The organism is Bradyrhizobium sp. JR4.3 (assembly GCF_040547695.1).
Classification (GTDB): Bacteria; Pseudomonadota; Alphaproteobacteria; order Rhizobiales; family Xanthobacteraceae; genus Bradyrhizobium; species Bradyrhizobium canariense.
On sequence record NZ_JBEPQF010000002.1, the window covers coordinates 306,547 to 324,100 of the forward strand.

Annotated in this window: 18 protein-coding genes; 4 read left to right on the plus strand and 14 right to left on the minus strand. The window is 64.3% G+C overall.

All coding sequences use genetic code 11. The features are described from left to right. The first annotated feature begins 132 nt into the window (after positions 1 to 132). Positions 133 to 1,464: an MFS transporter gene (locus ABIB91_RS04735; RefSeq protein ID WP_007599577.1), complete on the plus strand. Its 1,332-nt coding sequence runs from the start codon at positions 133 to 135 to the stop codon at positions 1,462 to 1,464. Positions 1,465 to 1,547: 83 nt separating this feature from the next. Here the strand turns inward: ABIB91_RS04735 and ABIB91_RS04740 are convergent, their stop codons facing one another. Genes ABIB91_RS04740 through ABIB91_RS04750 form a run of 3 tightly spaced genes read right to left on the minus strand, consistent with a single transcriptional unit; the run spans position 1,548 to position 4,152 of the window. Continuing rightward, entirely contained in the window at positions 1,548 to 1,961 is a 414-nt protein-coding gene (locus tag ABIB91_RS04740) for a Rieske (2Fe-2S) protein (protein ID WP_007599578.1), read from the minus strand. Beyond that, a complete protein-coding gene (locus ABIB91_RS04745) occupies positions 1,961 to 3,070 on the minus strand; it encodes an amidohydrolase family protein (protein ID WP_354159602.1) in 1,110 nt (369 codons plus the stop codon). The genes ABIB91_RS04740 and ABIB91_RS04745 overlap by 1 nt, the downstream gene beginning before the upstream one ends. A gap of 23 nt (positions 3,071 to 3,093) precedes the next feature. Beyond that, positions 3,094 to 4,152 (minus strand): amidohydrolase family protein, encoded by a 1,059-nt coding sequence (locus ABIB91_RS04750; protein ID WP_354159600.1) that lies wholly within the window; start codon positions 4,150 to 4,152, stop codon positions 3,094 to 3,096. 168 nt (positions 4,153 to 4,320) lie between these two features. Between ABIB91_RS04750 and ABIB91_RS04755 the strand changes: the two genes are divergently transcribed. After that, the gene (locus ABIB91_RS04755; RefSeq protein ID WP_354159599.1) at positions 4,321 to 4,803 is read left to right on the plus strand and encodes a CinA family protein; all 483 of its coding nucleotides are present in this window, start codon (positions 4,321 to 4,323) and stop codon (positions 4,801 to 4,803) included. A gap of 29 nt (positions 4,804 to 4,832) precedes the next feature. Here ABIB91_RS04755 and ABIB91_RS04760 read toward each other — a convergent pair whose 3' ends face one another. The 8 genes from ABIB91_RS04760 to ABIB91_RS04795 all read right to left on the minus strand — a co-directional run bounded on the left by ABIB91_RS04760 (position 4,833) and on the right by ABIB91_RS04795 (position 13,577). Beyond that, positions 4,833 to 6,305: an amidase gene (locus ABIB91_RS04760; protein WP_354159597.1), complete on the minus strand. Its 1,473-nt coding sequence runs from the start codon at positions 6,303 to 6,305 to the stop codon at positions 4,833 to 4,835. 231 nt (positions 6,306 to 6,536) lie between these two features. Then, positions 6,537 to 7,508 carry an iron exporter MbfA gene (gene mbfA, locus ABIB91_RS04765; protein ID WP_354159595.1) on the minus strand — a complete coding sequence of 324 codons (972 nt, stop codon included), beginning with the start codon at positions 7,506 to 7,508 and terminating at the stop codon, positions 6,537 to 6,539. Between the two features lie 62 nt (positions 7,509 to 7,570). Then, positions 7,571 to 8,722 (minus strand): alpha/beta hydrolase, encoded by a 1,152-nt coding sequence (locus ABIB91_RS04770; RefSeq protein ID WP_354159593.1) that lies wholly within the window; start codon positions 8,720 to 8,722, stop codon positions 7,571 to 7,573. A gap of 133 nt (positions 8,723 to 8,855) precedes the next feature. After that, positions 8,856 to 9,725 carry an MBL fold metallo-hydrolase gene (locus ABIB91_RS04775; protein WP_354159591.1) on the minus strand — a complete coding sequence of 290 codons (870 nt, stop codon included), beginning with the start codon at positions 9,723 to 9,725 and terminating at the stop codon, positions 8,856 to 8,858. Between the two features lie 16 nt (positions 9,726 to 9,741). Then, complete coding sequence (locus tag ABIB91_RS04780) at positions 9,742 to 10,935, minus strand: serine hydrolase domain-containing protein (RefSeq protein WP_354159589.1); 1,194 nt, start codon at positions 10,933 to 10,935, stop codon at positions 9,742 to 9,744. A gap of 25 nt (positions 10,936 to 10,960) precedes the next feature. Continuing rightward, positions 10,961 to 11,572 (minus strand): glutathione S-transferase family protein, encoded by a 612-nt coding sequence (locus tag ABIB91_RS04785; RefSeq protein WP_354159587.1) that lies wholly within the window; start codon positions 11,570 to 11,572, stop codon positions 10,961 to 10,963. A gap of 183 nt (positions 11,573 to 11,755) precedes the next feature. Next, positions 11,756 to 12,598: a fumarylacetoacetate hydrolase family protein gene (locus tag ABIB91_RS04790; protein WP_354159585.1), complete on the minus strand. Its 843-nt coding sequence runs from the start codon at positions 12,596 to 12,598 to the stop codon at positions 11,756 to 11,758. A 130-nt stretch (positions 12,599 to 12,728) separates the two neighbouring features. Next, positions 12,729 to 13,577, minus strand: a complete 849-nt coding sequence (locus ABIB91_RS04795; RefSeq protein WP_354159583.1) for an MBL fold metallo-hydrolase — start codon at positions 13,575 to 13,577, stop codon at positions 12,729 to 12,731. A 123-nt stretch (positions 13,578 to 13,700) separates the two neighbouring features. Here ABIB91_RS04795 and ABIB91_RS04800 point away from each other — a divergent pair, with 123 nt between their 5' ends. Further along, complete coding sequence (locus ABIB91_RS04800; protein ID WP_007599599.1) at positions 13,701 to 14,180, plus strand: DUF3775 domain-containing protein; 480 nt, start codon at positions 13,701 to 13,703, stop codon at positions 14,178 to 14,180. Between the two features lie 12 nt (positions 14,181 to 14,192). Here the strand turns inward: ABIB91_RS04800 and ABIB91_RS04805 are convergent, their stop codons facing one another. From ABIB91_RS04805 to ABIB91_RS04815, 3 genes are all read right to left on the minus strand, one after another. Further along, positions 14,193 to 15,182, minus strand: coding sequence for an NADPH:quinone reductase (locus ABIB91_RS04805; RefSeq protein ID WP_354159581.1), 990 nt, complete (start codon positions 15,180 to 15,182; stop codon positions 14,193 to 14,195). Further along, complete coding sequence (locus tag ABIB91_RS04810) at positions 15,179 to 15,961, minus strand: SDR family oxidoreductase (protein WP_354159579.1); 783 nt, start codon at positions 15,959 to 15,961, stop codon at positions 15,179 to 15,181. The genes ABIB91_RS04805 and ABIB91_RS04810 overlap by 4 nt, the downstream gene beginning before the upstream one ends. Positions 15,962 to 16,092: 131 nt before the next feature. Further along, a complete protein-coding gene (locus ABIB91_RS04815) occupies positions 16,093 to 16,605 on the minus strand; it encodes a CvpA family protein (RefSeq protein ID WP_354159577.1) in 513 nt (170 codons plus the stop codon). Between the two features lie 104 nt (positions 16,606 to 16,709). Between ABIB91_RS04815 and ABIB91_RS04820 the strand changes: the two genes are divergently transcribed. Further along, positions 16,710 to 17,471, plus strand: coding sequence for an SDR family oxidoreductase (locus ABIB91_RS04820; RefSeq protein ID WP_354159575.1), 762 nt, complete (start codon positions 16,710 to 16,712; stop codon positions 17,469 to 17,471). Positions 17,472 to 17,554: the final 83 nt, after the last annotated feature.

Sequence of the window (17,554 nt, forward strand, 5' to 3'; positions counted from 1 at the left end):
AGCTTCCGCGGCAAAATCGATTGACTCGCAACCCCCCGCGCGGGAAGGGGTAAGACAGATTGTCGCAGCAATAATCCGTCGCCCGCCGTGAAGTGAGTTCCGGTCCGGCCGCATCTTCAGGGGAGTAACGCCATGGCTGGACCAGCAGCATCGACCAATCCGCCCGAGATCAAGTCGCGCATCGGCGCGATCCTGCGCGCAACGAGCGGCAATTTCCTCGAGCAGTTCGACTTCTTCCTGTTCGGCTTCTACGCCGCCGCCATCGGCAAGGCATTCTTCCCGTCCAGCAACGAGACCGCCTCGCTGCTCAACACCTTCGGCGTGTTCTGGCTCGGCGCGTTGATGCGTCCCGTCGGCGCGATCGTGCTCGGCGCCTATATCGACCGCATCGGCCGCCGCAAGGGCCTGATCGTCACGCTCGGCATCATGGCCGTCGGCACCGTCGTCATCGCGTTCTGCCCGAGCTATGCGACCATCGGAATCGCCGCGCCTGTTATCGTGCTGATCGGCCGCCTCCTGCAGGGCTTCTCCGCCGGCGTCGAGCTCGGTGGCGTGTCGGTTTATCTGTCGGAGATTTCGACGCCCGGCAATCGCGGCTTCTACACCTCGTTCCAGTCGTCGAGCCAGCAGGTCGCGATCTTCGTCGCCTCGATCCTGGGCTACCTTCTATCCGAGGTAATGCCGGCCGACACGGTGGCCGCATGGGGCTGGCGCATTCCGTTCTTCGTCGGCTGCCTGATCATTCCCCTGATCTTCTTCCTGCGGCGGACTCTCGAAGAGACGCCGGCCTTCCTCGCCATGAAGAAGCATCCGACGGCGAACGAAGTGTTCGCCTCCGCACTCGCCAATTGGCGCATCGTCCTTCTCGGCATGATGATCGCGGTCCTGACCACGACGACGTTCTACTTCGTCACGGTGTACACGCCGACCTTCGGCAAGACCGTGCTCAAGCTGTCGAGCCAGGATGCGCTGTTGGTGACGCTGCTGGTCGCCGTGACCAACTTCTTCTGGAATCCGGTCGGCGGCGCCTTGTCGGACCGCATCGGCCGCAAGCCGGTGCTGATCACCATCGCCTGCCTGTCGCTGGTCACCGCCTATCCGGCGCTGCACTGGCTGGTGGCAGCGCCGAGTTTCGGCAAGCTGCTCGCCGTCGAGATGATGTTCTCGTTCTATTTCGGCGTCTACAGCGGCACCATGCTCGGCGCGCTGGTCGAGATCGTGCCGGCGCATGTCCGCACCACCTGCTTCTCGCTCGCCTTCGCTCTCGCGGCCGCCCTGTTCGGCACCTTCACGCCGTTCGCCTCGACCCTGCTGATCGAGCACACCGGCGACAAGGCCTCGCCCGGCTTCTGGCTGATGTTCGCGGCGCTGCTTGGCGTCATCGCGGCCTCGGTCGTCTATCGCGGCGGCGGCAAGGCGGTGCCGACATATGATGCGGTGGTCGAGCCGGTGGCGGGACACTAGGCCGGTGTCATTTCTCCTGGTACTCCCGTGGCACGATGGACTCCGGGCTCGCCCTTCGGGCGCGCCGGAATGACCGCGGGAGCTTACAACTCCACCACCACGTAGTCGCTCTCCACGCTGACCGGAATCGTCTCGGCGACATACGGCCCCTTCACCACGCTCGCACCCGGCTCGACATGAGCCGGGTAGGCCTTCACGCGGAAGCGGCGGGGGTCGCAGTAGGACTGGCCGGTACGGATGTCGAACTCCCAGCCATGCCAGGGGCAGCGAATGATCTCGCCGAGCTTGGTGTATTCGATCTCGCCCGGATCCTTCGATTGCGCGAGCCCGATCAAGGGTCCCTCGCACAGCGCCGCGCCCTGATGCGGGCAGCGGTTCATCAGGCCGAAATATTCACCCTTGATGTTGAAGATTGCGATCGGCCGTCCGTCGATCTCCAGAAATTTTCGCGTGCCGGGCGGAAGCTCATCGACCGCGGCAATCACATGCCGCGCCATCAAGCGATCCCGTACAGCTTCTTCGCATTGCCGAGATAGAAGGCCTCGCGGTCATCGTCGCTGACGCCCGCGGGCAGCACGCGCGACGGCTCGTCATAATCCCAATGGGGATAGTCGGTGGCGAACAGCAGCCGGTCCCAGCCGATCCACTTGATGACGTCGAACAGATCCTCGCGCCGCTCCGGATCCTCCATTGGCTGCGTCGTCCACCACACCTGCTCGCGGATATATTCCGACGGCGGCCGCTTCACATGCGGCACCTCGCTGCGCAGCCGCTGCCAGACCTTGTCGAGCCGCCACGCCAGCGACGGCGCCCAGCCGAAGCCGGCCTCGATCATCACCATCTTCAATTTCGGGAAGCGCTCGAACACGCCCTCCAGCACCAGGCTCGCAAGCGCCGATTGCTGGCACTGCGAGTGGCCGACCATCTCCTCGATGTAATAGGAAGGCCAGCCCGACGGCGTGATCGGGTTGCCGCCGAAGCCGAAGGCGTGGACGCCGACGGGAAGGCCGGCCTCTTCCGCGGCCTGATAGATCGGCCAGTAGCGGCGCTGGCCGAGCGGCTCGACATTGCGGCTGAGCAGCAGCACCTGGACGAAATTCTTGTCGCCGGCGCGTTCGCGGATTTCGGCGGCGGCCGACAGCCCGTCCTCATTGCCGACGACGATGGATGCCTTCAGCCGCTTGTCCTTGCTGGTCCATTTGTCGATCTGCCAGTCGTTGATCGCCGAGCACAAGGCGGCCGAGAGCTCGTGGTTGCGGATGCCCTGCCCGGTGTTGAGCGGATTGAGCACGCCGAGCTGAACGTTGTTGGGATCGAGCAACTGCTTCTGCATGAAGGACAGCGAGGAGCCCTGCGGCCCGCCTTCCGGCGGGTAGGCGTCGCGGCGCGAGGCGTTGGGCTGGGCCTTCGGATAGGGCGGACCCTCCATCATGCCCTGATAGGCATGGACGCCATAGACTTCGAGATGATGCTGCCAGCGTTTGGCGAGGTAAGGATAGAGCTCGGCGCGGGTCGCGCGGGCCGGGTGGATGTCGCAGTCCGCGATCGCGGTTTTGACGGCCAGAGGGGAAGCGGCTTCGGAGCTTTCGCGGAACTGAATATTCATCGCCTTGCCTCCTTTGGCAGCGGCTAAGTCAGGCGGGGATAGGTCGCATGCGGATTATCGATCATGATCTTGCGCACGAGATCGGGGGTGAGACCTGCGGGCAGCGCCTCCTGGCCGTCGAACTGCCAGTGCGGATAGTCGGTGGAGAATACGACCAATTCGTCCGACTGCATATGATCAAACAGGCGAATTAATGTCGCCTCGTCCGGCGGCGCATCGAATGGCTGTAACGAGAAGCGGATGTTGCTGCGCACAATGTCCAGCGGCGCGCGGTCGACCCACGGCGTCTCCATCCGCACCCCACGCCAGAACTTGTGCAGGCGCCACAGAAATGGGGAGATCCAGGACACGCCAGATTCCAGCATCACCATCTTCAGTCGCGGATATTTGGCGAACACGCCCTCGACGATCAGGCTGGTGAGCTGGGTCTGGAACGCCTGGGCCTGACCGGCATAATCCTCGATGTGGTAGGAACCCCAGCCCACGGCGGTCGGCGGATTGTGATAGGCGGAACCGGCATGAATGCCGATCGGTAATTCCAGCCGTTCTGCCGCCTCATAGATCGGCCACAGCGCGCGCTTGCCGAGCGGCGTATCGCCCATCACCAGCATCAGCACCTGCACGAAGCGGCGGTCCGTCGCACAGCGCTCGATCTCGGCGACGGCCTTCTCGACGCTTTGGGTGGGGATCACGATCGAGCCGCGCAGCCGCGGGTCGCGATCGAGCCATTCCTTCACGAGCCAGTCGTTCAGTGCGCGGCAGAAGGCGGCCTGCAGATCCTCGGAAAACACCATCTGCACGCCATAGAGCGGATTGCAGATGGCATGCGAGAGCTGAAAGGGATCGAGCACATGGCGCTGCATGTCCGCAAGGCTCTCGCCCGGCTTGCCGCTTTCGGGGCGCCAGTCGGGCCGCGCCGTGATCGGCGAGTTCTGCGGGTAGGATTGCGAGATGAGATCGACCATGCCGCGCGTCGTCACCTGATCGCGCCAATAGTCGTTCAGGTACGGCAGCAGGCTGGTCAGATGCGGCACGGCCGGATGCACATCGCAATCCACCCCGCCGGCGATCAGGGACGCCATGACGTGTCCTTCACGTTTCCTCGTCGCGTCTTCTCGCGGGCGGCGCTTGGCCGCTCCGCCTCTTGACTGCCATTCAAGCAGGCCTGCCCGTTGGCTGCAACTCGGCCAAGGCCGCTGTCATATGCTAGAAAGGCCGAGCTCGGTTGCGAAGGCATAAGGGGTCAAGGAATGAAAGAGCTCGTCGGCGTTGCGGAACAGGTCGCAGCGAAACTGATAGCGCGCAAACAGACAATTGCCGTGGCGGAATCCTCGACCGGCGGCCTGATCTCGGCCAGCCTTCTCGCGGTACCCGGCGCGTCCGCTTATTTCCTCGGCGGCGCCGTGGTCTACACCCGCGATGCCAGGCGCGTGCTGATGGATATTTCGGACGAAGGAATGAAGGGCTGTCGTTCCTCGTCGGAGCCCTACGCGCAATTGCTGGCCGAGCGGATGCGCAGCCGCTTCAATTGCGATTGGGGGTTGTCCGAGACCGGCGCGGCGGGTCCCACCGGCAATCGCTACGGCGATGCGGCGGGCCACAGCTGCATGGCGGTCGCCGGGCCCGCAGTCGAGGTGATGGCGCTGGAGACGGGCAGCAACGACCGCTTGGCCAATATGCAGATGTTTGCGGCGACAGCGCTGAAATTGCTGCTGAAGAATCTGGAGCAGTGACCTGGCGCGCCGTCGCAACGACGAACGCATCAATCGTCGAACATCTTCGGCGGCACGAACCCGCCGAACTCGCGTTCGATAAGCTCGGCGAGCTTGAGCGGCGTCCGGTCCTCGAGGAAGGGCCCGATGATCTGCACGCCGACCGGCAGGCCGTCCTTCGACAGACCGAGCGGAATAGCCGTTGCCGGCAGGCCCGTCAGCGTGGCGATGCCGGGCCACGCAAGCTGGTCCGGATAGGCGTGGTCCTTGCCGTCGATATTGATCCGGCGCTTTTCCTGCTCCGGCGAATGATCATGTGGATAGGCCGGCGTGGGCATGATCGGACAGATCACCGCATCGAATGTCCTGAACAAGTGCCGCCATTGCGCGCGCAGGCCGGCGCGGGCGCCTTCGTCGAACACCCAGGCCTGATGCGTGCTGGTGATACCACGCAGCCGTTCGGCAGCGAGGCTCTTGTCGTCGGGTGAGAGCTGCGCTGCACCGGCACGCGCGCCCGCGAGATCGTCCGGCGGAAGGAAGGCGCCGAGGAAGCTCATCAGCATGCGCATGTAGAGGCGAGAGGCATCGGTGAAGTCGGGAAACAGAGGGCTTTCCCGCGTGATGCTTGCACCTGCGCCCGCCAATTGTTTCGCCAGCTTCTCGATCGTGCTGCGAATATCGGCATTCGCAGGCAGCAGCGGATGGCTGTCGATCACCAGCACGCGGAAATCCTTCAGCGCGCGGTGTCGCGCCTCCGGCAGCGCGAGCTTGTATCCGATGCCCAGGTCCAACGGATCGGGGCCTGCCATCACATCCAGGAGCAGGGGCAGGTCGACTGCGCTCCGCGCCATCGGACCGATCACCGCCATGTCGCGCTCCATCGGGATGGCCGGAAAGGGCGGCGGCGTGTGGCCGCGCGTTGGACAGAGATTGTAGGTCGGCTTGTGCGCATAGACCCCGCAGTGGAAGGCGGGCACGCGCAGCGAGCCGCCGATGTCGGACCCGAGCGAGAGTGGTCCGTAGCCTGCCGCCAGCGCCGCCGACGAGCCGCCCGACGAGCCACCCGGCGTGCGGCCGAGATCGAATGGATTGTTCGTCGTGCCGTAGATCTCGTTGTAGCTCTGCCAATCAGCTAACCCCACGGGCACGTTGGTCTTGCCGAGGATAACGCCACCGGCCTCCTTCACCCGGGCGATCGACAGCGCGTCCTCCACCGGCTTGAAATCTTTCTGCGGCGTCCAGCCCCAGCTCGTGGGCAGGCCGGCGATGTTGAAGGATTCCTTGATCGTCATCGGCAGGCCGAGCAGCGGCTTGCGCTCGCCGCGCGCCAATGCGGCGTCCGCCTCGCGTGCGGCGTCCAGCGCGCGATCAAAATCCCGCACGCAGATCGCATTGACCTTGCCGTCGTGCCGTTCGATGCGATCGATCGCATCGCGGGTGAGCTCGACCGCGGAAACCTTCTTCGCGGTCAACGCGGCCGACAGCGCGACCGCGCTCTTGAAGCTCCATTCGGATTTGGCCATGGCGCATCTCCTGTTCTTATTGTCGAACGATGATGCGCAGTTTGGCCCAGCACCGCAACCGCCGTTTGATCGCGATTGACGTGTGAGCAAGACGGAACGCGGTGAGCCAAGCACCCACTCGCAGTCATCGCCCGGCTTGACCGGGCGATCCAGTATTCCACCGGCGCCGATCGGACGCGGAGAGGTCGCGGCGTACTGGATGCCCCGGTCAAGCCGGGGCATGAAAACGTCCTACGCGGCGCCGATCAAGATCCCCACCGCCAGCACGATCGCGCCGCCGAGCACGATCTGGAACACGGCCTGGAGGAACGGCGTGTCCATGTAGCGCGCGCGGATGAAGGCGATCGCCCACAATTCGAAGAACACGACAATTCCGGCGATTCCGGTCGCGATCCAGAATGCGTTGGACCAGCTGTCGGGCACGAGATAGGGCAGGGTGTGCCCAAGCCCGCCGAGGGTCGTCATCAAGCCGCAGGTGAGACCGCGCAGCCAGGGCGAACCGCGCCCGGTCAGTGAGCCGTCGTCGGACAGCGCTTCCGCAAAACCCATGCTGATGCCGGCACCGATCGAGGCGGCGAGGCCGACCAGAAATGTTTGCCAGTTCTGATGCGTGGCGAAGGCAGCCGCAAACAGCGGCGCCAGCGTCGAGACGGAGCCGTCCATCAGGCCGGCGAGACCTGGTTGCACATATTGCAACACGAACATGCGCCGGTTGGTGCGGTCTTCCTCGGCGCGCACGTCTGAGCTCAGGATCTGGTCCGTCAGCTTCGCCGCCACCTCTTCGTGGCCTTTCTCGGCTTCGGCCAGATCGCCGAGCAGGCGGCGCACGCCGACATCCTGCGCCTGTTCGGCGGCCTTCACGTAAAAGCGCTCGGCCTGCAATTCCATTGTCTCGACTTCCCTGCGGATGGTGTCGAGCGGCAGGTTCTTGGTGAGCCAGACCGGACGGCGGCGCAGGAATCCTTTGACGTCTTCGCGGCGGATCGGGGGCAAATGCGGACCGAAGCGCTGCTCGTACATTTCCAGCAGCATGTGACGATGGCCGCGCTCTTCCTCGGCCATCTGCTCGAAGATCTTGGCGGAGTCCGGATAGCGCTCCTTCAGGTCTTCGGCGAAGCTCATGTAGATGCGGCTGTCCTCCTCCTCGGAGGAGATCGCGACCGCAAGCACCTCGCGTTCGGTCAGATCAGCAAAATTCTTCACGGCGGCCCTGTCTGATTAGTTTAGAACAATTCTAAACTATATAGGGCGCTTGGGTTCCCGGGTCAAACCACGCCGCGGCTCTTCGCCAGGAAATCGAGCAGCAGGCGGCTCACCTCGGCCGGTTGCTCCTGCTGCACCCAGTGACCGGCGCCGTCGACGAGGTGGCAGCCGAGCAGCTTCGTGCAGGCCCGCGCCTGCATGGCCTCGAACACGCCGGGGCGCTGATAGGTGCCCCAATCCTGCTTGCCCGAGATGAAGCAGGAGGGCACGTCGATGGTGCGGCCGGCCAACAATTGGAACTGGTTGTTGAATGCACCCGATGTTCCGCAGCGATACCATTGCAGGCCGCCCTGGAATCCGGTTCGGTCGTATTCGGCGCTGTAGTAGCCGAGCTCATGGTCGGGCAGCCAGTGATTGGCAGCGATCGCGGCCGGCGAGGGCATCTCCTTCGCGACCGTCTCCGCCATGGTCTCGTTCAGGTCCATCACATAGTAGGTCGGCAGTTTCGCCAGTTCGTTCGCCGACCAGGATTTCAGCGGATACGGCTTGTTGTCGGTCCAGTCCGCGCTCTTGTGATGATAGTAGGCGCGCAGGAAATCATGCACGCCCTGCGGTGCGCGGTGCATGTCGGCATTGGCCGGGCGTGTCGCATAGTACCACTGATAATGCTTGCGTGGACGCGGCAAGGCGGCGAGCTCGCGATGCACGGGGTCTTCGGACGGTGGCTTTGCCGGCGCGTCGATCGTGTTGAACGGCAGCGGCGGCGCTCCGCCGAACGGCGCGCTCATCATCGCCACCGAACGAAACACGTCGGGCCGCATTAGCGCGCACCAGGCCGCGACCGGGCTGCCGAAATCATGTCCGACCACATCGACCTGCCTGTAGCCGAACGCCGACACCAGCCCGAGCGCATCCCGCACCAGGTTGAAGAGCGAAAAGGGCGCAAGATCGCCGTCGTACTCCGCGCTCCATCCCGTCGTCCGGCCATAGCCGCGCTGGTCCGGAGCGATCACGTGATAGCCGGCCGAGCCAAGCGCCGGCATCACCTTGCGCCAGGAGAACGCAAGCTCCGGAAAGCCGTGCAGCAGCAGGATGCAGGGTCGCCCCTTGGTCTCGAAGCCTGCCTCCAGCACATGCATGCGCAAGCCGTTGATATCGTCGACATAGCGTGAGCGAATGCCGGCGGGGAGCGGGACGTCGGGGAGCGTTGTCATTGCTTTCTCCACACGGGTGGAAGCGTAGGGTGGGCAAAGGCGCGCTTCGCGCGCCGTGCCCATCATCATTCTATAACGCGTTTGGCATGGTGGGCACGCTTCGCTTTGCCCACCCTACGGCATATCGGCTAGATCACACCGCCGCGCAGACGAAGCCGCTGCCCTTGCGCCGGATCTTCCCCACCGAAGGCGAGGGGAAATGCGCGGTGCAGCACAGCGTGTCGGTGTCGCAATAGCGTTCCAGGAAGCTGCGGCGCGTTGCTGCCGCCCTGGCCTGATCGAGGTCGAACTTGACCGACAGCTCCGGATAGAGCGTCTGGATCGGCGAGTGCATGAGGTCGCCGGAGAACACAGCGTCGTCCTTGCCGTGGCCCATCGTGATGGCGATATGGCCCGGCGTGTGGCCCGGCGTCGGCAGGATGCGGACATGATCGCCGATCTGGTGATCGTTGCCGATGAGCTCGTGGCGTTTGGCCTCGACCACCGGCAGCACGCTGTCGGCGAAGGGCGGCACTTCTGCCTTCGCGTTCTGCTCGGTCCAGTGATCGAATTCCTGCTTGGCGAAGACGTAGCGCGCGTTGGGGAAAGTCGGCACCCAGCGGCCGTTCTCCAGCCGCGTGTTCCAGCCGACGTGATCGACATGCAGATGCGTGCACATCACGAAGTCGATGTCGTCAGGCGAGAATCCGGCAGCGTTGAGTCCGCGCAGATAGGTGTCGTCGGTCTTCATGTTCCATTTCGGACGCTGCGGCCGCGGCTTGTCGTTGCCGATGCAGCTGTCGACCAGAATGGTGTGGTGCGGCGTCTTGATTACATAGGACTGGAAGCACAGCATCAACGTGTCGCTGTCATCCAGGGCTTTCGCTTCCCTCATCCACGTTCGGTTCTCGGCCAGCAGCTCCGGCGTCAGCCCCGGCAACATCTCCAGCGCCGGCACGAACGAGGTTTCCTGCTCGACGACGCGATGGATGGTGAGGTCGCCGACCTCGTATTTCAGGCTCATGCTCGCTTCCTTGCACTCAGCGTGCGTCACGCACGGACGGAATGACGATGTTGGAGAGGACGTCGATCGCGGCCAGCCCTTCCTTCGGCTGGCCGTATTGGGCAGCGGTGGTCATCATGACGAGATCAAGCTCGGGCACGATGAAAATGCGTTGTCCGCCCCAGCCGAAGGCGCCAACCCATTTGATTTCCCTCCCGCCGGCCAGCGAGCGGCCCATCCACCATTGATAGCCGTAGAACAGCGTGCCGCCGAAATAGCCGATCGCCTGGAAGCGCGGTGCGATCGATTGTGCAATCCAATCGGCCGAGACGATTTGTTGGCCGTTCCACTGGCCGCGATCGAGCACGAGCTGGCCGAGCTTGGCGGCATCGCGCGGACGCAAGCGCAGGCCGGCGGCCGCCGCGATCTTGCCGTTCTTCGGGTAGGCCTTCCACGCGAAATCGGCGATCCCGAGCCGCTGGAACAGCGCCTCGCGCGCAAACGTCTCCAGCGGCTTGCCCGAGACGCGTTCAAGGATATTGCCGAGCAGTTCAGTCCCGCCGCCATTATAGGTCCAGAGCACATCCGGCGGCGCGGCGACCGGCCTTCCGAGCACATAATCGATCGGATCGGCTTCAAAGGTGAGATGCGGCTCGTCGTTGTTCGGATCGGTCCATGCCCGCGCCTCGTCCCATTTCATTCCCGAGGACATCGTCAGCAGATGGCGCAGCGTGATGGCCTCCCAGCCCGCCTGCTTCACCGCCTGATGGTCGGGGAAGAATCTGAGCACAGGCTCGTCGACGCCTTCGATCAGCTTGCGATCGATCGCGATGCCGACGAGCAGCGAAACGACGCTCTTCGATGCCGAACGCATATCGTGCTTCGTCGTCGCGGTGAATTCGTGCTGTCCCTCCGGTTGTCCCCAGGGTTCGTCGTAGCCGGCGAAGTATTGCTCGAAGACGAGCTTGCCGTGGCGCGCGACGACAACCGAATGGACCGAAGTCGCGCGTTGCCCGAGTCGTGCGGCGATGGCGCAGAGTTGTGCGCCGTCCATGCCGACGCTGTCGGGCGACGCAGTCGTCCAGCCGTCGTCGGTTGACGATGGCGGCTCGCAGGCGAGGTTTCGCTGTCCAGGCACCATGCCGTCGGCTTGCACGGAAGTGGTTGAGACGGTCAACGCGAGCATGAGGCTCGCGCCGAGAATGCTGAGGCGGGGGAAGCGATCGCGCATCATCCTTCTCCCCGCCGTCGCGATACTACGCCGCGGGCGGCACCGAGATCTTCACCGAGGGCCGCTCCAGCATCTTCTGGTGGAAGGCGTCGAGCTTCGGATAGGCCTTGCGCCAGCCGCAATCGGCGAAGCGGAAGTCGGCATAGCCGAGCACGCAGACGAGGCCGATCTGCGAGATGTCGAACGGGCCGTTGAGGACATCGGGCATGTTTTCGAAGCGCGCCATGCCGGTCCAGGCCCGGTTCCAATGGTCGTCCGACCACGCCTGCCATTGCAGGCCCTGCGGCCGCACCATCTTCTCGTAGCGGCACAGCAGCATGGAATCGAGCATGCCGTTGATCAGGGCATGATTGGTCTTGGCCTTCCAGCGCCGCGGACCGTAGTCGGGAATCAGGCTGCCGCCGGCCATCTCGTTGAGATATTCGACGATGACGTACGAGTCCAAAATAACGTCGCCGTCATTGGTGATCAGGACCGGTAGCTTCTTCAGCGGCGTGATCTTCGAATAGTCCTCGTTGGCCGTGCCGGGCGCGACGGCTGCCGGCGTGAACTCGATCTTGTCGATCAGCCCGAGCTCGATTGCGGCGATGCGCACCTTGCGGGCGAAGGGCGAGGCGGGGGAGAAGGTGAGCTTCATGGGAAATAACCTCTAGCCAAACATACAGACCTCATCCTGAGGAGCGCGCCGCTTGGCGCGCGTCTCGAAGGATGGCAACGGGAGGCGCTCTCTCGTCACCCGGCGCGAACGCCGGGCGACCGTGGTCTTGGCCTATCCTTCGAGACGCGCGCTGTGCGCGCTCCTCAGGATGAGGACGGAGGCTTACGCTGCGACGATCTCCTGGCGCTGCTCGCCGAGGCCCTCGATGCCGAGCGTGATGACGTCGCCGACATTGAGGAAGGTCGGCGGCTTCATGCCGAGGCCGACGCCGGGCGGGGTACCTGTCGTGATGATGTCGCCGGGCAGCAGCGTCATGAACTGCGAGACATAGGAAATGCACTTCGCCATCGAGAAGATCATGGTCTTGGTCGAGCCGGTCTGGCGGCGCTGACCGTTGACGTCGAGCCACATCGGCAGGTTCTGCACGTCCTTGATCTCGTCCTTGGTGGCGAGCCAGGGGCCGAGCGGGCCGAACGTGTCGTGCGACTTGCCCTTGGTCCACTGACCCAGGCGCTCGATCTGGAAGGCGCGCTCGGAGACGTCGTTGCAGACGCAGTAACCGGCGACGTGGTTGAGCGCGTCGGCTTCCGAGACGTATTTTGCGCGCGTGCCGATGATCGCGGCGATCTCGACTTCCCAGTCGAGCTTGGTCGAGCCGCGCGGCTTCTCGATGGCGTCGTTCGGGCCGGACAGCGAGGTGTTGGCTTTCATGAAAATGATCGGCTCGCTCGGGATCTCCGCGCCGGTCTCCTTGGCGTGGTCGCTGTAGTTGAGGCCGATCGCCACGAATTTCGACATGCCGGTGACGGGGGCGCCGAACCGCGGCTTGCCGGAGACAGCGGGCAGCGAGGCGGGATCGAGCGCCGCCAGCTTCTTGAGGCTCTCGGGCGAATAGGCCTCGCCGGTCAGGTCCTTCACATGCGCCGACAAGTCGCGCAACTGGCCGGATCTGTCGATCAGGCCGGGCTTTTCCGCACCCTTCTCGCCATAACGAACAAGCTTCATTCTCGTTTCTCCCTGGACTGGACCGATCGGTTGAACAGCTTCATGGAACAGGGCGGCGGGAAATTCAACCGCTCAAAGAGGGGCGCAATGCAGCCCTCTCAATTCGGGAGGTTCGTCGGGGCCACGAGACCTAGGCCAGCGCCTCGAACCTGAACGCGTCCCTGTCCCGCTTGATATGCCCGGCCGAAAAATGCCCGCCGATCACCAGCGTCGGGGTGTCGGCAAACCGGCCGAACAATTCGCGCCGCGTCGTAGCCGATTGGCTTTGGTCGGAATCCGCGGTCGAGGACCAGCCGAGATGCGCCATCTGGCAGGGATGATGGGCGACGTCGCCCGTCAGCAGTCCCTGCTCGCCGTCCGACTGGATCAGAATGCTCATATGCCCGGGGCTGTGGCCGGGGGTCGGAATCATGCTGATCTCGTCGCTGAGCCGGTGGTCGCTCGGGATCAACTCGGCCCGGCCGGCATCGACGATCGGCTTCACGGAATCGCCAAACACGGCCCGTTTGTCCGGTTCGGTGGAGTGGTCGCGCCAATGCTCATACTCGGTCTTGCCGAAGACATAGCGCGCGTTGGGGAAGGTCGGCACCCATTTGCCGTCGACCCATTTCGTGTTCCAGCCGACATGGTCGACATGAAGATGCGTGCACAGCACGGTATCGATGCTGTCAGGGGGAAAGCCCGCCGCCATCATCGTCTCCAGGAACGGCGTGGTACGATTGTTCCAGGTCGGGACGTTGCGGCCCTGCTTGTCGTTGCCAAGCCCGGTGTCGACCACGATGCGGCGCGTCGGCGTCTCTACCACCAGCGAATGGATCGACATTTTCAGCCGGCCCTCTTCGGTGGCGAAATGCGGGATCAGCCAGGGCAGCTTCTGGATTTCTGCATTGCTCGCCAAGGGCAGAATGAAGCGGGTCGAGCCGACCGTCTCTAATTCCACGACCTCAGTGATTTTGACCCTGCCGACCTTCCACTGCATCCGGCGCATCCTCATGTTCTTGCTTTGGCGGGGAACATGCGCAGTTTCGCTGTCAGGCGCAATGGATCATCTGACGCGGTGCGGCGTTATCGCGGGAACCCAGGGAAAGACAAAGGGCCAGCCATGCCAGAGCTTGCGATTTCCGCGGAGAAGGTCGCCTTCATCATCGAAAAGGCGCGTGAATTCGACGTCAAGCAGGCGGATTCCGATCCGGATTCCGGCTCGAATGCGACTGATGACGATGCGGTCGACGTCCTCGAGGATGACGGCTCCGATCCCGTCGTCAACGAACTCGGAAGTTTCATCGTGGCCTTGAACGAGGACGAGCAGATCGATCTCGTCACACTGACCTGGCTCGGCCGCGGCGACGGCACGATCGACGATTGGGACGATTTGCGCGCACGCGCGGTGGAGGCGCGCGCCGAGTATCGCAGTCCCCGGCGCGAGACGGCGCATTATCTGCTCGGTGAGCCGATGCTGGGCGATCTGCTCGCCGACGGGCTCGACGAATTCGGCGTCGACTGGACCGACGGAAACCCAGTCGCCGATTCATCCAGTCCGAGCCAGCGGGACGAAGACGAGCCCACCAAGCAACAGCGGTGATTCCGGCCGATATCAGCGCGCGCAGTCGACGACCACGGTGCCGAGCTTGTCGCCTTTTTCGACGGCGACATGGGCCTGCGCCGTCTCCGACAGCGCAAACTGCGCCGCGACATTGTGGATTCGCGGCCCCGCCGCCAGCCATTTCGAGATGTCGGCCTGCGCCGCCGCAAGCAGCGCCGGCGGCAGCGCGAACAAGACGAGCGAGCGGAGCGTGATGCACTTTTCCATCAACTCGCGTATCGGCACGGTCGGCGTGCGGTTGCCATTCGTGGCGTAGACCGCGATGGTCGAATTCATGGCCATCAACTTCAGGGTCGTCGCGATGTTGCCGCCGAAATCGACATCGACCAAGTGGTCGACCCCGCGTCCGCCGGTGAAGGCCATGGCGTTGGCAACGACATCTTCGTCCCTGTAATTGACCACGAGATCGGCACCGGCCTGTCGCGCCTGCTCGCCTTTCATCGCCGAGCTGACGGTCGCGATCACCTGCGCGCCGCCCCATTTCGCGAGCTGCACGGCGTAATGCCCGACTGCACCCGCGCCGCCGGTAACCAGCACGGATTTGCCGACAATCGGTCCGTCCGCGAACAGGGAGCACCACGCCGTCATGGCGGGAATGCCCAGCGTCGCTCCTTCCGCAAAAGAGAGATTGTCCGGCAGCGGCGTCACCAAATGCTCGGCAAGCGCGATATGTTCGGCCGCCGTGCCAAAGGCGCGGCCGTTGCGCTGGCCATTGAACAGCCAGACCCTGTCGCCGATCTTGAACCGCGTCGCGCCATCGCCGATCTGGTCGATAAAGCCCGCGCCATCGCTGTTCGGAATGACGCGCGAAAATTCCTTCGCGCGATAGCTACCCCCGCGCCGGCCGACATCGGCCGGATTGACGCCGGAGGCTTCCAGGCGAATACGAACTTCGCCTGGACCTGCGACCGGCGTGGCCATCTCACCATAGGTGAGGACGTCCGCCGCCGGTCCTGTCTCCTCGTACCAGACTGCCCTCACAGCGTTCCCGGGAAGGCACCGCCGTCGAGCAGAAGGTTCTGCCCGGTGATGAAGCCCGCCTTGGCGCCGCACAGGAATGCGCAGGCGTAGCCGAACTCCTCGGGATCGCCGAAGCGGCCCGCGGGGTTGAGCTTGGCGCGCTCGGCCAGAACCTGGTCCGGCGTGATGCCGCGCTTCTCGGATTCGCCTTTCGCGGTGCTGCGCAGGCGGTCGGTCTCGAACGGGCCCGGCAGCAGGCCGTTGATGGTGACGTTGTTGATCACGGTCTTGCGCGACAGGCCGGCAATGAAGCCGGTGAGGCCGGCGCGCGCGCCGTTGGAGAGACCGAGAATGTCGATCGGCGCCTTCACCGCGGCCGAGGTGATGTTGACGATGCGGCCGAATTTGCGCGTCATCATGCCGTCCACGGTCGATTTGATCAGCTCGATCGGGGTCAGCATGTTGGCGTCGATCGCCTTGATCCAGTCGTCGCGGGTCCAGTTGCGGAAATCGCCGGGCGGCGGTCCGCCGGCATTGTTGATCAGGATGTCGGGCTCGGGGCAGGCCTTCAGCACGGCCTCGCGGCCCGCCGGCGTCGTGATGTCGCCGACGATCTCGGTGACGGTCACATCAGGATAGGCCTTGCGGATGTCGTCGGCCGTCTTCTTCAGGGCCTCGGCGCCGCGCGCGGTCAGCGTGACGTGAACGCCGGCCTCGGCCAGCGAGATGGCGCAGGCGCGTCCGAGGCCTTTGCTGGATGCGCAGACGATGGCGCGGCGGCCTTTGATCCCAAGATCCACTGTTTCACTCCCGTAATGTCAGCTAGGTTTTTAGAGCCGCTATTCTAGCCAACCTTGGCGCCGCTGATAAGGGATTGGCTCGCATCAAAATGCATGCGCACTTGCGCGGCGATGCAAATGTGCGGGCATCATCAGATGTGCCGCTCCTGCTTGAGACGGTCGATCGCGGAGGCCGCCTCCGGCGGCAGCGACTTGAAGCCCATCCGGCCGACCGTCGAGAACAGCGGCCGCAGGTGCGAACCGGCAAGAAACGGCGGCTCGCGGTTAGCCGGCACGATCTGGTCGAACACCAGCACCAGGGTGGTGGCGACGAGGCCGACCCTGATGGCGCCGAGCGCTGCGCCGCCAAGCCGGTCGCCGATGCCGGCCTGCCGTATCGTGTCGCTCAGCGCCAGCCGGCCGAGATGTCCAAACAGCATGCCGACCACCACGAAGATAACGAAGAACCAGAGCCAGTTCTGCAACAGCGGCGCATTCGGATTGCCCGCGACCTGCGGGACGATCAGCGGCATCAACGCGACGGCGATGGGGGCGGCGAGGAGATAGGCCAGGATCGTCATGGCGCTGCCCAGCAGACCAGTCCTGAAACCGAAGCCGATCGCGATTGCGAGCGCCGCATAGACGGCGAGATCGAAACTGTTCATGCGCGGGAGCCTGCCATGGAACGAGTGAACGCAGAACCGATCATTCCGGTTTCAGATCGTTAAAATCGTCTGTATTGATGGCTGCAAAGCTCAAGGAAAGCGTCATGTCAGACCTATTCGACGTCAGTCAGGAAACCATCCTCGTCACAGGTGCGAGCCAGGGCTTGGGGCGGCAATTTGCCCGGGTGCTGGCGGCGCATGGCGCGGCCGTCGCGCTCGCGGCGCGGCAGACCGACAAGCTGAAGAGCCTGGAAGAGGAGATCCGCGGCAAGGGCGGCCGTGCCGCCGCCGTCGCGCTCGACGTCACCGACACGGCATCGATCGCCCGAGCCGTCGATGCCGCGGAAGCCGCGCTCGGCCCGGTCACGGTGCTGATCAACAATGCCGGCATTGCGATCGAAAAGCTCGCGACCGAGCAGACCGAGGCCGATTGGGACGCGGTGATCGGCGCCAATCTCAAGGGCGCCTATTTCTTAGCGACCGAGATCGCGCGGCGCATGATCGCGCGCAAGCAGGCAGGCAACATCGTCAACATCGCCTCCGTGCTCGGCACCGGCGTGCTGAAGGCGGTGTCGCCTTACGCGATCTCCAAGGCCGGCATCATCCAGGCGACCAAAGCGATGGCGCTGGAGCTCGCGGGGCAGAACATCCGCATCAACGCGCTGGCACCCGGCTACATCGACACCGAGATGAACCACGCGTTCTGGTCGACGCCGTCGGGCGAGCGCCTGACCAAGCGCATCCCGCAGCGCCGCATCGGCGCCGAGTCCGATCTCGACGGCGCGATCCTGCTGCTGGCCTCGAAGGCCTCGCGGTACATGACGGGCAGCGTGGTGACGGTGGACGGCGGGTTCTTGTTGAATTGAGGAGCTGCCGCACGCTCCGCCCTCATCCTGAGGAGCCGCGAAGCGGCGTCTCGAAGGATGAAGATGAGTGCGAGGTGCGTCCT